At 64.1% G+C, this 14,536-nt stretch carries 11 protein-coding genes and 1 pseudogene; 11 read left to right on the top strand and 1 reads right to left on the bottom strand.

Features of this window, described 5'->3' with window-relative positions:
* The 3 genes from GXY33_10535 to GXY33_10525 form a co-directional block, all read left to right on the top strand.
* Nucleotides 1-394: M3 family oligoendopeptidase (locus GXY33_10535; GenBank protein ID NLX05569.1), on the top strand; the 394-nt coding region annotated here is incomplete at its 5' end.
* A 125-nt stretch (nucleotides 395-519) separates the two neighbouring features.
* Nucleotides 520-1,512: a hypothetical protein gene (locus tag GXY33_10530; protein ID NLX05568.1), complete on the top strand. Its 993-nt coding sequence runs from the start codon at nucleotides 520-522 to the stop codon at nucleotides 1,510-1,512.
* Between the two features lie 24 nt (nucleotides 1,513-1,536).
* Nucleotides 1,537-2,355 (top strand): aldolase, encoded by an 819-nt coding sequence (locus tag GXY33_10525; protein NLX05567.1) that lies wholly within the window; start codon nucleotides 1,537-1,539, stop codon nucleotides 2,353-2,355.
* A gap of 91 nt (nucleotides 2,356-2,446) precedes the next feature.
* Here the strand turns inward: GXY33_10525 and GXY33_10520 are convergent, their stop codons facing one another.
* Nucleotides 2,447-2,800 (bottom strand): hypothetical protein, encoded by a 354-nt coding sequence (locus GXY33_10520; protein ID NLX05566.1) that lies wholly within the window; start codon nucleotides 2,798-2,800, stop codon nucleotides 2,447-2,449.
* 392 nt (nucleotides 2,801-3,192) lie between these two features.
* Between GXY33_10520 and GXY33_10515 the strand changes: the two genes are divergently transcribed.
* The 8 genes and pseudogenes from GXY33_10515 to GXY33_10480 all read left to right on the top strand — a co-directional run.
* On the top strand, nucleotides 3,193-7,212 hold the full coding sequence (locus GXY33_10515) for a PAS domain S-box protein (protein NLX05565.1): 4,020 nt from the start codon (nucleotides 3,193-3,195) through the stop codon (nucleotides 7,210-7,212).
* Between the two features lie 226 nt (nucleotides 7,213-7,438).
* Nucleotides 7,439-8,233: a DeoR/GlpR transcriptional regulator gene (locus GXY33_10510; GenBank protein ID NLX05564.1), complete on the top strand. Its 795-nt coding sequence runs from the start codon at nucleotides 7,439-7,441 to the stop codon at nucleotides 8,231-8,233.
* Nucleotides 8,234-9,142 carry a class II fructose-bisphosphate aldolase gene (locus GXY33_10505; protein NLX05563.1) on the top strand — a complete coding sequence of 303 codons (909 nt, stop codon included), beginning with the start codon at nucleotides 8,234-8,236 and terminating at the stop codon, nucleotides 9,140-9,142.
* The gene (locus tag GXY33_10500) at nucleotides 9,132-9,365 is read left to right on the top strand and encodes a hypothetical protein (protein NLX05562.1); all 234 of its coding nucleotides are present in this window, start codon (nucleotides 9,132-9,134) and stop codon (nucleotides 9,363-9,365) included. The genes GXY33_10505 and GXY33_10500 overlap by 11 nt, the downstream gene beginning before the upstream one ends.
* A 7-nt stretch (nucleotides 9,366-9,372) precedes the next feature.
* Nucleotides 9,373-11,378: pseudogene (locus tag GXY33_10495) on the top strand (dehydrogenase).
* Nucleotides 11,379-12,597: 1,219 nt separating this feature from the next.
* Nucleotides 12,598-12,771, top strand: a complete 174-nt coding sequence (locus tag GXY33_10490; GenBank protein NLX05561.1) for a hypothetical protein — start codon at nucleotides 12,598-12,600, stop codon at nucleotides 12,769-12,771.
* Complete coding sequence (locus GXY33_10485; GenBank protein NLX05560.1) at nucleotides 12,768-13,244, top strand: nucleotidyltransferase; 477 nt, start codon at nucleotides 12,768-12,770, stop codon at nucleotides 13,242-13,244. The genes GXY33_10490 and GXY33_10485 overlap by 4 nt, the downstream gene beginning before the upstream one ends.
* Nucleotides 13,245-13,382: 138 nt before the next feature.
* The coding region (locus GXY33_10480; protein ID NLX05559.1) for a carbohydrate kinase family protein at nucleotides 13,383-14,536 on the top strand (1,154 nt) is incomplete at its 3' end.

The following is a 14,536-nucleotide window of genomic DNA, read 5'->3' as shown; positions in this document are numbered from 1 at the left end:
GTTCCAGCACTGGATCTACGAGAATCCGACTCACAGCCGCCAGGAGCGGGCGGACAAGTGGGTCGAGGTCTTCGACCGGTTCATGGGCGGCGTGGTCGACTGGACGGGACTCGACGAGGTCAAGCGCTACTACTGGCACCGCCAACTGCACATCTTCGAATACCCGTTCTACTACATCGAGTACGGGATCGCCCAGTTGGGCGCGCTGCAGCTTTGGGTCCGGGCGCGGCAAGATCGGCAGGCGGCGCTGGCCGACTACCGCAAAGCCCTGGCACTGGGCGGTTCGCGGCCGCTGCCGGAACTGTTCGCAGCGGCGGGACTGAACTTCGACTTCTCGGAACAGACGATCGGCCCCCTCGTCAAAGAAGTCGAAGCGGAACTGGCCCGCCTGTAGGGCGGGAGGTTCTGCGGCAAAGCCGCGGGTTCACCCGCCGTTCGAGCTTCTCAGTTGGTCTGGCAATCGCATTGACGCGCAATCGCCGCCGAATTATGCTGGCCGGGGCTTCAGGAGACGCGATCATGGCTAGCGGCAAGGTGCTCCGGCTGGTGACGTTCGGCGATTCGATCACCGACTATCGCCAGGAAACCAGAGTCTATTCGGTCCAGATCGAGGAGCGGCTCAACCGTTCCGGCGTTCGCGCCCAGGTCTTCAACGCCGGCGTGCCGGGCAACAACACCGATCAGGCGATGGCCCGGTTTTCCCGCGACGTCCTGGAATTTCACCCGCACCTGGTGTCGATGATGTTCGGCACCAACGACGCCGCCATCGACGTCTGGGCGGACCAGACCGAACCGCGAGTGCCCGTCGACGTCTACGTCCGCAACCTGGCTGCCATGATCGGCGCCCTCCGCGAACGCGGAACGCAGGTCGTGCTGCTCACGCCGCCGCCGATGGTGATGACCGAGCAGCTCCGCGAGCTGTACGGCAAACCGCCGTATACCGACCACGGCTTTAACTTCATGGTCGATCGCTACATCGAGCGGCTCGGCCGACTGGCGGCTGAGTGCGGAGCGGGACTGGTGGACGTGAACCGGGCATTTTGCGACGCCGCGGGCGGCGACGAAGCCAAGCTCCTGGCCCTGCTGCCGGACGGCATGCACGCCGGCCAGACCGGCCACGACCTGATCGCCGAAACGCTCTTCGGCTATCTCGCCGAGCACCACGACCTGGCGGCGCTGGCGGACCGCTCGCCGGTGGCGATCGGGCGGCTCGATCCGGAACGGGTAGGCCACGGCAACGGACAGGTGGAACTAACCTTCGACTCGCCGCAGCCGTTTGACCGCTGCCAGGTGCGATTCAAACCCCACGTGTGCGAAGGCGAGACGCGGCGGTTCGGCGCCTGGCGCGACGTGACGACTTCCATCCGCGAGGATCGGACGTCGGTGCGCCTGAGTTGTCCCGGTTCGTCCGGGCACTACCGCATTCAGCTCCGCACGCTGGATGCCAGCGGCATCACCGCCATTGGACAGATCGACTGGGTGCCGTTCGAGAATGCACCGTCATCCCGGTAACCTTCTTGGAGAAAGCCAAGACCCATGGGCATCGGCAAACAGATTCGAATGAACCGTCTTTTCTCGCATCCTTCAGGCAACTTCTGTTCGGTGGCGGTGGACCACGCCAGCGGCTACCAGATGGGCATGCCGGAAAACCTGCGCGACCTGCCAGCCGTGCTGGCCGAGCTGGTCCCGCTGCGGCCGGACGCGGTGACGATGCACAAGGGGGCGGCGCTGGGCTGCTGGGGGCCGTATGCGGGAAAGGTGCCGCTGATTGTTCAGTCGTGCTACGTGCGGCCGGACGATTCGGCCAACGAGCATCTGGCCGAACCGGAAGACGCGGTGCGGATGGGCGCCGAGGCCCTGGCCGCGGTGATGTTCGTCTACGGCCCGACCGAGGCGAGCTACGTTCGCCGGCTGGCCGATTTCGTGCGGCGGGCCGAGGCGTGGGATCTGCCGGTGATCCTGCACGTCTATCCGCGGGTGTTCGAACCGGATGGGACCGTGCGGATCGTCTATGATCCCGAACGGATCGCCTGGGCCGTCCGCTGCGGCATCGAGGTCGGCGTGGACCTGATCAAGGTCCCGTACACCGGCGATCCGGAAAGCTACGGACAGATCGTGCGGAGCTGTCCGCGCCCGATCGTCGCGGCGGGCGGCCCGAAGACCGACACCCTCGGCGAGGCCCTGGCCCTGGCCCAGGGCGTGCTCAAAGCCGGTGCCCGCGGGCTGACCATCGGCCGCAACATCTGGGGATTTCCCCAGCCGGCCAAGGCTTTGGCGGCGTTCAAAGCCGTCATTCACGAAGGACGCTCGCCGACCGAGGCGCTGCGGCAGGCAGAACTCGACGAACGAGTGTGATAACTCACAAATCCCGTGGGATGTCCTGGGATTGGACTGTGTCGCCGTCGATGAAATACTGGCGGTCGACGGCTTTCCCGATCCGGATACCTCAGTCGCCGCAGTACGGGGCCAGTTCCTGCCGGTCCTGGTCCGTGGCGATCAGCCGGCGGACCCGATGGCTGCCGATCATCAGGGCGTACAGCACAGCCGAACCGCTCGAAAGGGATGCTCCTCGATTCTTCTCAAACGCACAGAGCCTGTCCCAACCGTCGGTTGCGGCCTGGTGGACCTGGCGTATTGTGCTGAAGCCGCAGCTCTGCAGAAGCACGCCTATCCCGGCGACATCAGCCCATGCCCCATCCTGTCGGCTCGCCGAGTCCAAGGCTTGAAGGTAGGCTTGAAGTGACTCGGCGCAGATCTTCTGGTCCAGCACGTCGTTCGGAACGCCAGGAAGGGTGCTCATACCCGTTGATGATAACCGCTCCGGAACCAAATGCAAGCCAAATTTTATTGATGACATTGATGTAGATGAAGGGACATTCGGCCGTGGGGACTGTCTTGCATCCCTCGAAGGTCCACCGGCTGTAGAACCTCGGCTCTCACTGGACAGTGGCGTGCTAAGTGCTTTATAATTAAGCTACTTATTGGCGGGATTCCCGAACATCTGTCTGGGAAGCGCGATCTCTGCGGGTAGGGCGGAGTGCGTACGGCAGGACGGGCCGGCAGTGAGATTACTGAAGGACGTGGTGAACCGGGATGGGCACACACAACGGCGATCGAGCAGCCGGAGGCGTTGGTGGGTCGGCAACGGGAGGTTGGCAGTCGTTCTTGATGCCTCCGGATATTGTCCGCTTCATGAATGACGTCTATCTGGTTACCGACGTGCAGGGGCTGATCCAGCAGGCCAATCCCGCGGCGGCGGCGATGTTTGGCGGTGACGACCTGGTCGGCCGGTCGCTGCTGGAACTGGTTGATCCGGATGCTCGCGCGGCTCTGGCTGATATCCTGAATACCGGTCGAACCGGTACCGACCCGGGGCGATGGCAGGGCCGGCTGATCAGCCGAGGCACGCCCGTTTCTGTCCACGCCCATATCCGCTCGGGTCGCGACCCGGACGGCAGGCCCACCGGCTTCTCCTGGCTGATTCAGCGGCGAGACGGGCAGCACGCTGCCGTCGCGGACGCTCTGCAGCGAAGTGAGAATCGCTATCGTGAACTCGTGCAGAACGCCAACAGCGCCATCATCCGCTGGTCCCGCGACGGTACGATCACGTTTCTTAACGAATTCGCCCAGAAACTTTTCGGTTGGAGCGCCGACGAGGTGATCGGCAAGCACGTGGGCATCCTGGTGCCCGAGCGGGAGTCGACGGGCACGGACCTGACCGGCTTGGTCCAGGACATCGTCGAGCATCCGGATCGCTACGTCAACATTGTCAACGAGAACATCTGCCGTGACGGACGGCGGGTGTGGATGGCCTGGACGAATCGGGCAATCCTTGACGAGCATGGCCGGGTGACCGAGATTCTCGCCGTCGGCAGCGACGTCACCGACCGCAAATACGCGGAGGACGCGGTGAACCGGACGACCCAGCGGTACGCTCTGCTCGCCGAGACGGCTGGAGCCCTGCTGCGGGCGGACGACCCGCAGACCGTGGTCGAGGACCTCTGCGACAAGGTGATGCGGCACCTGGATTGCGACGTGTTCTTCAATTTTCTTGCCGGGGAAGGCGGGGAACGGCTGTACCTGAACGCCTGCGCGGGGATCTCCGCAGAGACGGCGGAAAAGATTCGGCATCTCGATTTCGGGGTGGCGGTTTGCGGATCTGTGGCCCAGGACCGCCGGCGGATCATTGCCCACGACATTCAACACACCCCGGACCAGCGGACCGACCTGATCAAAACCTGGGGCGTGCAGGCCTACTGCTGCCACCCGCTGATGGCCGGTGACCGCCTGATCGGCACCCTCAGTTTCGGTACCAAACGCCGCACCCATTTCACCGACGACGAGACCGAACTGATGCGGGCGGTGTCCGACCAGGTCGCGGTCGCCATGGAACGCAAACGGGCACTCGAGGCCCAGCGGCGCCTGGCCCAGTTCCCGGAGGAGAACCCCAACCCGGTGCTTCGGATCGCAGCCGATGGGGCGGTGATGTACGCCAACGAGGCGGGACAGGCCTGGCTGGCGGGGCAGGATGTCCCTTCGGAAGGCATGACGCCCGCCCCCGCACGGGCGCTGCTGACGCAAGCGTGGGAAAAAGACGGGCCGCTGGAGACGGAACTGCTGCACCCTTCGGGACGCACGTTCTGGTTCGCCGCGGTGCGCCCGCCCGGCGAGTCGTACGTGAACTTCTACGGACGTGACGTGACCGATCGCAAGCGGACCGAAGAGGCCCTGCGGGCGATGAAGGATCAGTTGGAGATCCGCGTGGAGGAGCGGACGGCCGAACTGGCTGCGGCCGTCGCGGCCGTGACGGCTGAGCGCCAGCGGTTCCACGATGTCCTGGACATGATGCCCGTCTACGCGATATTGCTGGATCCCGACTACCGAGTTCCCTTTGCCAACCGTTTCTTCGAAGACCGGTTCGGCAAATCCCAGGGGCGGCGATGCTACGAGTACCTGTTCGGCCGGTCTGAACCGTGCGAGATATGCGAGACCTTCAAGGTGCTCCGGACCGGCGCGCCTCACCGTTGGGACTGGACCGGGCCCGACGGGCGAGATTACGAAGTGTATGATTTCCCGTTCACCGACGCTGACGGTTCGCCCCTGATCATGGAGGTGGGGCTGGACGTCACGGATCGCAAGCGGGCCCAAGCGGCGCTCGAGGAATTGAATCAGACCCTCGAATGCCGTGTGGCCCAGCGCACCGAGGAACTGGTCCAGAGCCGCAAGGACCTCGACCGCGCCCAGGAGGTCGGACAGATCGGCAGTTGGCGGCTCGACGCCCGCCAAAACGTCCTTACCTGGTCCGACGAGACTTATCGGATATTCGGTGTGCCCAGCGGCGTGCCTCTCACCTACGAAACGTTCCTGGAAGTCGTCCATCCCGACGACCGAGAGTACGTCGATGCCCGGTGGAACGCAAGCGGGCGGGGCGAGCCCTACGACATCGAGCACCGCATCGTGGTGGACGGTCAGGTCAAGTGGGTTCGAGAGAAAGCATACCTGGAGCTCGATGACGGCGGCGGCCTCTTGGGCGGCTTTGGGATCGCCCAGGACATCACCGACCGCAAACGCTGGGAGCAGCAGTTGCAGGCCAGCGAGGAGCGGTACCGCAGCCTGTTCAACGCGATGAACGAAGGCTTCGGACTGCACGAGATGCTCTTCGACGGCGAGGGCCGTCCGTGCGACTACCGCTTTCTGGACGTCAACCCGGCATTCGAGCGGCTTACCGGCCTGAAGCGCGGGGATATCCTCGGCCGAACCGTACTGGAGGTTCTGCCCGGCAACGATCCGATGTGGATCCAGACCTTCGGACGTGTTGTCCAGACCGGAGAACCGGCCCACCTGGAGCAGTGCAGTACGCCTTTGGACCGCTGGTACGAAGTCTTCGCCTACCGTCCGGCTGAAAACCAGTTTGCCTGTGTCTTCCTCGACGTCACCGAACGCCGCCGCGCCGACGAAGCCTTGCGGGCCCGTGAACGGCAGGTGCGAGAACAACTGGCGGAAATCGAGGCGATATACGAATCGGCCCCGGTGGGACTGTGCGTCTTCGATCGCGAGATGCGGTACGTGCGGGTCAACAAGCGGCTGGCCGAAATCAACGGCGTGCCCGCTGAGGAACACCTGGGACGGACGGTGCGGGAGGTGGTGCCCGATCTGGTCGAACCTGTTGAGAGGCTGGCGCAGCGGATCTTCCGCACCGGCGAGCCCGTACTGAATATCGAAATCACCGGCGCCACCCCGGCCCAGCCGGGTGTCGAGCGAATATGGATCGAGCACTGGCTGCCGCTGAAAGATGAGCATGGTCGCGTCGAGGCCATCAATGTGGTGGCCCACGAAGTCACCGAGCAGAAGCAAGTCGAGCGGACGCTCCGAGAGTTCAACGAGCAGCTCCAGTCGCAGGCGGAAGAACTCCAGACCCAAGCCGAGGAACTCCAGGCCCAGACTGAAGAGCTTCGCCGGGCCCGTAATGAACTGGAGGAGCGGGTCCGCGAGCGTACGGCGCAGCTGGCCGCGACCGTTGAGGACCTGAGCCGCTCAAACCAGGACCTCCAGCAGTTCGCCTACGCCTCGAGCCACGACCTCCAGGAACCGCTGCGCCAGGTGGCCAGCTTCGTCCAGATGCTGGATCGTAAGTACCGCGACAAGCTGGACGACGACGGGCGGCAGTACATGGGCCTGATCGTCGAAGGGGCCGTGAGGATGAGTCAGCTCATCAAGGGCCTGCTGGCCTACTCGCGGGTCAACTCCCAGGGCGGAACGCCTGAGCCGGTCCGGTGCGACGAGGCGCTCGCGCGGGCCCGGGCCAATCTGCGGCTGAGGATCGAGGAGGCCGGGGCGCAGCTTGTGGTTGATCCCCTGCCGACCGTGCGCGCCGACGCCACGCAACTGACCCAGGTGTTCCAGAACCTGATCGAAAACGCAATCAAGTTTCGCCGTGACGACCGCGCGCCGCACGTGCACATCGCAGCCGAACCGAGCAACGGCGAGTGGGTCTTCTGCGTACGCGACAACGGCATCGGCATCGAGCCGCAGTACCTCGACCAGATCTTCGTGGTGTTCAAACGCCTCCACGCCGACCGCGAGCGTTTCCCCGGCGCCGGGATCGGCCTGGCCCTGGTCAAACGCATCATCGAACGCCACGGCGGCCGGATGTGGGTCGCCTCGGAATACGGCGAAGGCACCGCGTTCTACTTCTCGCTGCCAGGCGAATAAGAAGTGCGGGCCTCTTCTGTCAGGCTTCTTGCCCTTCCTGATCGCCACCCTCCGTGGCTACCATTCCCGCCTCCCTTCTCTGTCTACCTCTAATCGTCCAGTAGCTGTAATTATGTGGTAAAAATAACCACTGCCGTGATGATTTTTAACCATAATCATGGTAGTATCGAACACATACCAGCTTTGGCCGGTTCACCAGCCAGTCCAACGTACGGGAATACGGACAATGAGCATTCAGGAACGTCAGCAGACAATCGTTGAGTTGCTGGAGCAGCGGGGGGCCTGCTCGTACCAGGAACTCATCGAACACCTGGGGGTCTCAGCCATGACCGCCCGGCGGGACGTCGATCGTCTCGTGGGCCAGGGGCGGGCGATCAAGACGCTGGGCGGAGTTCAACGGGCCGATGCCCCAGCCTACTGGTACGAAAACGAGCTTTCGACGCGAATGGCCCGGCAGGTGGCCCAGAAGCGGGCCATCGCCGAGCGCGCCGTGGGACTGCTGGAAGCGGGGACGACGCTATACCTGGACGGTGGGACCACGTGCCTGGAGTTGGCCCGGCAACTGGCCCGCAAGCGGTCGGATCTGATCGTGGTAACCAACTCAGCCGCCGCGTGCATGGAGTTGTGCCGTTCCGGCGGCAACTCGGTAATCGGCCTGGGCGGCGAGTGCGACCCGTCGAGTTTGTGTTTTGTCGGCCCGGACTGTGAAGAGGCGGCCGGTCGGTATTTCGTGGACGTTGCTTTCGTATCCACCAAGGGTTTTGTGCCGGACGAAGGGACCTTCGAGTCGTCGCCCGCCACGTTCCGGATCAAGCAGGTGATGGCCAAGCGGTCCTCGCAGGTGGTGCTGCTGGCCGACCACACCAAGTTCGGTCAGCGGGCCCTTTCAAAGGTGCTCGATATCTCGGAGATCAGCGACGTCGTCACCGACGCGCTGACGCCTGAGGAGGACCTCGAGACGCTCTGCGAGATGGGCAAGGACGTGCACGTGGTCGACGTCGAACATGCGGAGGTAAGTTGAATGTCTCTGGTTCCGGTTGCCAGGTTGATTGGGGACGCCCGTCGCGGCGGCTACGCCGTCGGATATTTCGAGAGCTGGAACGTCGAGTCGCTGGCCGGTGTGATCGACGCGGCTGAGCAGGTCCGCTCGCCGATCCTGATCGGCTTTAACGGGGAATTCCTGACCCGCCCGCAGCGGCTGGCCGCCGAACGGATTGAATGGTACGCGACCGTAGCCCGCGCGGCGGCCCAGTCCGCCTCAGTGCCGGTGGGAATGCTCTTTAACGAGTGCTCCCGCGACGAATGCATCCGCCAGGCCATCCTGGCGGGCTTTTCCCAGGCGATGCTCGACGACCCGGACGCGTCGGCCGACCAGTGCATCCGGCGGGTGCGCGACTTGGCGGCATTTGCCCATCAGCACGGGGCGATCATGGAGGCGGAGGTGGGCGAACTTTCCTGGGGCGCCGACGCTGCGAACACCGGCCACGGCCAAGCCACCGATCCCGACGCCGCCGCCGCGTTCGTCGACCAAACCGGTGTGGACCTGATCGCGGTCAGCGTGGGCAACGTCCATGCCCTCGCCGACGGCCGGCGGAACCTGGACCTTGAGCTTCTGGCGGCGATTGCCAAACGGGTCAATGTGCCGCTCGATCTGCACGGCGGGACTGGGATCGCCGACGGATCGCTGCGCGAGGCGATCGGCCTGGGTGTGGCCAAGGTCTGCTATGGCACATACCTGAAACGTGCCTATCTCGATACGATCCGCAAGGCCTTGGCGTGCGACGAACCGGACCCGCACAAGCTCCTGGGCATGGGCGGACCCCAGGATGTGATGACAGCCGGGCGGCTGGCGGTGCGCGACGCGGTGCTGGAGCGCATCGGAGCGTTGGGAAGCGTCGGCCAAGCGAAGGAGACACAAAGTGGCGACTGAGATTCGAATGCCCGACCTGGGCACCACCACGGATGAAATCACGTTGAAGAGCTGGCTCGTCGAGATCGGCCAGGATGTTCAGCGCGGGCAGATGCTCTTTGAGGTCGAAACCGACAAAGCGGCCATGGAGGTCGAGTCGGTGGCCTCCGGCAAACTCGCCCAAATCCTGGTCCAGCCCGAGGAAAAGGTCGCGACCGGACAGGTTATCGCCATTCTGGAGTAGGTGCGTCATGAGCGATCCGAAGGAGTTGTCCCGGGAGTTCCTCCTGGGTTTGTACGAACGGATGGTGCTGATCCGCCAATTCGAAGAGCGGGTCAAGCTGCTGTTCCTCGAAGGCCAGATGCCGGGGACGATCCATCAGTGTCAGGGGCAGGAGGCGACGGCGGTTGGCGTCTGCGCCGCGCTGCGGCCGGACGACGTGATTACGTCAACGCACCGGCCTCACGGGCACGCGTTGGCCAAGGGGCTCACGCCGAATGAGATGATGGCGGAACTGTTCGCCAAGGATACCGGCTGTTGCCGCGGCAAGGGCGGATCGATGCACATCGGCAATCTCGAAAAGGGCATGGTGCCCGCCATCGCCATCGTCGGAGGCGCCATTCCGCTGGCGGCGGGAATCGGCTTGGCGTTCAGGATCCGCAAGGAAGATCGCGTCTGTGCGTGCTTCTTCGGCGACGGGGCGACCAGCGAAGGGGCCTTTCATGAGGGCGTCAACCTGGCAGCGATCTGGGACCTGCCGGTGGTGTTTGTCTGCGAGAACAATCTTTATGGGGCCTCGACGCACGTCTCGAAGGTGATGCGAATCCCGCACGTGGCCGATCGCGCCGCCGGCTACGGCATCCGCAGCCAAACCGTCGACGGCAACGACGTGCTGGCCGTTTACGAAGCGGCGCGACAGGCGGTCGACCAATGCCGCGAAGGACGCGGACCGGTCCTGCTGGAACTGGAAACCTACCGCATCACCGGCCACTCGCGCCGCGACCCCTGCGCCTATCAGCCGAAGGATGAACGCGAGCGGGCCAAGGCCAGCGAACCGATCGGCCGGTTTCGAAAGGTACTGACGCAAAACCACAGCGTCGAAGCGGCAGCTCTCGATGAAATCGACAAGACGGTCGAGCAGCGAATTGACGAAGCGGTCGAATACGCGCGCACCCAGCCGGACGTCGATGTCAACGATCTGACCGCCGGTGTGTTTGGACGGGAGGTCTGCGCATGAGCGGCAAACGGATGAGCATCGCGGAAGCCCTGCGAGAGGCGATCGCCGAAGAAATGGCCAGGGACCAGCGGGTCTTCTGTATCGGCGAGGACATCGGAATCCCCGGCGGATGGGGCGGCGCGTTCACCGTCACGTTGGGCCTGGAGAAGCAGTTCCCCGACCGCGTCTGGAACACACCGATCGCCGAGGCGGGTTTTTTCGGGGCGGCGGCTGGGGCGGCCATGATGGGCCTGATCCCCATTGCCGACGTCCAGTACGGCGACTTCCTCCTCTGCGCAATGGACCAGGTCGTCAGCAACGTGGCCAAGCTGACCTACATGTCCGGCGGCCGGGCGACCGTGCCGATGGTCATGCGCGTCCCGGTCGGCGCGACCGGCCGCGGCGCTCAGCACGCCCAGAACATGGAGCGGTTCGTCATGGGCGTGCCGGGTATCAAACTCGTCGCCCCGTCAACCGCCTACGACGCCAAGGGCCTGCTCAAAGCCGCCGTCCGCGACGGCAACCCGGTGATGATCTTCGAGCATAAGCTGCTCTACGGCTCCAAGGGCGCCCGCTCGGAAAGCGGCTCGCTCGACGCGGGCGGCGAGGTGCCTGGCGAAGACTACGTGGTGCCGATCGGCAGTGCCGCAATTCGTCGCGAAGGCCGCGACGTGACCCTCATCGGTTGGCTGCTGATGGCCCACCACTGCCAACTCGCCGCCCAGACGCTGGCCGGCGAAGGCATCGACGCCGAGGTCATCGACCTGCGCAGCCTGCGCCCGATCGACTGGGACCTTCTCGGCCAATCGATCGCCAAGACCGGCCGCGCGGTCATCGTCGAGGAAGGCCCGCGCACCGGCGGCGTCGCCGCCGAACTCGCAGCCGAGATTGCCGAACGATTCGCCGACCGCCTCCGCGCCCCGGTCACCCGCATCGCCTCAGCCGACATCCCCGTCCCCTTCGCCCCTATCCTCGAAAACGCCTACCGCCCCGATCCCCCGCGAATCGCCGAGACAGTTCGCAAGTTGCTCTCCGCCTGACGGGAGACTGCCTCATGATCAGGTCAGATGCACTTGATCCTTGAGTTCATGTGCCTGATAGGTTATATTCGTGTGAACGCGGAGGCTTTCGGCCGAGGCTCGCTCGACTACGGCTCAAAACGGCACGACCGGATAGTTCAGAAGAGACTATACCTGTGCAGACGAGCACATATGAATTCCTCAGGTTACTGGTCGGCTTTGTCTTGGTATTTGTCCTGCCTTGGGTTATCTGGTTCGTCTGTTCCAGGCGAGGCAAGGACGTTCCCAGCCATGCATCCTGCATGGGTGCCTGCGGAATTACGCCGCTCGTCGGCGCTGGTGTCATCATCTACGGCCGCATTCTTCTGAAAGGGACGTTCGGTCCTTTCGGTGCGTCCGCAGCGAGTCTCTTAACGCAGACAGCCGCTGTCTATATTGTGTGGGTAGTGATCACCTTCGGCATCTGGCTGGCGTGGACACGGCGATGGAGCCTCAGACACTGGGAAATCCTGTTCTTCTACCTGCTAATGGTGTTGTGCGCCTTCCTGTACACTCACTTGGGGTACCTTGCTGCTAGAAGTTTTCGGGATGCGATGTAGCGCGCACCTTTCGCGACCATGCAAATCGCGGCTTTGCAGTCTGAGGCAGGGCCGCCCGACCGTGATGGAAATGGGACGCACCTGGTTTTTTGCTCCATGGCTGTAGTTCGCAGCGCGCGGGTATCGCGTGCTGGGTATTTGGCCATGGGCCGACGCGCTCGCCCCAACGGGGCGAAGGTGTGTAGCCAGGGGCGTGAGCCCCTGGAATGCGTATTGCGTGGTTCAGGAAGCCCCAGCGGGGCGACCGATTCGTGCCTGGACGAGTGGGTATTGATCGGTGCAGCAGGTTGGGGGTGATCCGCGGCAGGCGGTTCCTGGTGCTGAAGACCAAATGGCAATGCAGGCAGGTCGGGGTCTGGCCCATGATCGCCGTATCTTTCTGTCTTTCTGTCGCCCCTCCGGGGCTCATTCGCATGGGTGGCGTTCAGAACCAGGGGCTCGCGCCCCTGGCTGCACCCTTGCGCCCCTTCGGGGCTGGTCGGCATGGGTGGGGTTTGGCACCAGGGGCTCGCGACCAGGGCTTGCGCCCCTGGCTACAGGCTGGCGCCCCTTTGGGGCTGATCCGGATGGGGGCCCTTACACCGCTCCGCGAACGCCGCCATTTATCTGGAAATATAGGACGGCGGATGTAGAATCACGATATGGGCACAAAACGCACGGCCAAGCCTCAAAAGTCCAAACCAGCCTCGCAAGAGTCGTCGCTGGACGAGCGGATGCTGGAGGAGAACCTTAAGCGCAGCTACGCTGAGCGCATCCGCCGTCATCAGATCGCCCTGGCCACGATGCAAAAACTCCAAAGGGCCAAGGTCCTGTGAACCAGTCATTTCTGACGCTGTTGGAGTTGCTGACTGCCAAGGAGGTGGATTTCGTCATCATCGGCGGGTTCGCCGGGGTCGTGCACGGATGCACCTACGTCACGCAGGACGTCGATATCTGCTGTGACTTCTCAGTCCCTAATCTCCTGAAGCTTGCCGAGGCGCTCAAGGATGTTCACCCCGTTCACCGCATGACGCCGGCCCGCCTGAAGCTGGAGTTGACCGAGCTAAACGCCGGGCAGTACAACAACCTCTACCTGGACACCGACGTCGGCCAACTGGACTGCCTGAGTTTCGTCGAAGGAGTGGGGGATTTCCCAAAGGTTAAAGAGAACAGCCTGCTCATCGACGTGGACGGCCTCCGGATGCGGGTGCTCAGCCTCGATGCGTTCATCGACTCCAAGAAGGCGACCAACCGACCACGCGACCGCCAGATGATCGAGCAGGCCAAGCGAATCAAAAAGAAGCAATGAGCGGAGCACGCGGTTGCGGATGCCACCATCGGCGGCGATACTCCTTCTTTCCCCGGCGGACCGGCGGTGTTACAATATCCCGCGGCGTAAGCCCTTATCGGAATGCGAGCATCGGCGTCTGAAGATAGGAGTGGTCGGATGACAAGCGGCAAAGTGGACGTGGTGGTGGCGGGTCATGCGTGCGTGGACATCTTTCCGAGCGTCCCGGCGTTCACCGGGTCGTTCGCGGAGTTGTTTCGGCCGGGCAAGCTGATCAATGTGGAGGCGGCGACGATCTCGACCGGCGGCGTGGTTCCGAATACCGGGTTGCCCCTTCGACGGCTGGGCAAGACGGTGCGGCTGATGGGCAAGTGCGGCAATGACCTTTTCGGCTCAGCCCTGGTGGATAAACTGACCAGCCAGGCGACCGGCGACGAGATCAGCATGCGCGTGGTCGACGGCGAAACCACCAGCTACACCATCGTCATCAGCCCGCCCGGCATCGACCGCATCTTCCTCCACTGTCCCGGCGCCAACGACACCTTCGACGCTGCGGACATTGACCAGACCGTGGTGGCCGCCGCCGACCTGTTCCACTTCGGCTATCCGCCCCTGATGGCCCGAACCTACGGCAACGGCGGCCAGGAACTAGCCCAAATCATGGCCAACGCCAAGTCCGCCGGCGCCACCACCAGCCTCGACCTGGCTCTGCCCGACCCCGCCGGTCCCAGCGGTCAGGTGGACTGGCCCGCGATCTTCCGTCGGACGCTGCCGCACGTGGACCTGTTCGTCCCGAGCATCGAGGAGCTGGCCTTCACCCTCCAGCGGTCGGCGTTCGACACGCTGCTGGCCCGCGCCGCCGACGGCGACCTGCTGGCTGGCATCGACGGCAAACTCCTTGGCGAACTCGGCCAGGCCTGCATCGACGCCGGCGTGGCGGTCGTCGTGATCAAGTGCGGCCGACTGGGACTCTACGTACGAACGGCCGGCAAGCAGCGGCTTGAAAAAACCGGCCGGGCCCGGCCGGGCAGCCTCGATGACTGGGCCGACCGCGAACTGTTCGAGCCGAGCTACCACGTCGAGAAGGTGGTCTCAGCCGCGGGCAGCGGCGACAACGCCGTGGCGGGATTCCTGGCTGCCTACCTCAACGGTTGCGGCGTCGAAGACGCCCTGCGCTACGCCTGTGCGGTAGGGGCCCAGAACGTCCAGGTCCTCGATACCACCAGCGGCGTCAAGAGCTGGGACGAAACCACCCGCCAGGTCCGCGCCAACCGCCCGAAGAACGAGGTCACCATTCCACTGCGGGATTGGCG

Source organism: Phycisphaerae bacterium (assembly GCA_012729815.1).
Classification (GTDB): domain Bacteria; phylum Planctomycetota; class Phycisphaerae; order JAAYCJ01; family JAAYCJ01; genus JAAYCJ01.
This window is presented reverse-complemented; position numbering and strand designations above follow the sequence as displayed.

Coding starts and splice junctions, on each gene's coding strand:
- GXY33_10505 (NLX05563.1), top strand. CDS start 8,234: ATGTCTCTGGTTCCGGTTGCCAGGTTGATTGGGGACGCCCGTCGCGGC.
- GXY33_10525 (NLX05567.1), top strand. CDS start 1,537: ATGGGCATCGGCAAACAGATTCGAATGAACCGTCTTTTCTCGCATCCT.
- GXY33_10510 (NLX05564.1), top strand. CDS start 7,439: ATGAGCATTCAGGAACGTCAGCAGACAATCGTTGAGTTGCTGGAGCAG.
- GXY33_10520 (NLX05566.1), bottom strand. CDS start 2,800: ATGAGCACCCTTCCTGGCGTTCCGAACGACGTGCTGGACCAGAAGATC.
- GXY33_10490 (NLX05561.1), top strand. CDS start 12,598: ATGGGCACAAAACGCACGGCCAAGCCTCAAAAGTCCAAACCAGCCTCG.
- GXY33_10530 (NLX05568.1), top strand. CDS start 520: ATGGCTAGCGGCAAGGTGCTCCGGCTGGTGACGTTCGGCGATTCGATC.
- GXY33_10515 (NLX05565.1), top strand. CDS start 3,193: ATGAATGACGTCTATCTGGTTACCGACGTGCAGGGGCTGATCCAGCAG.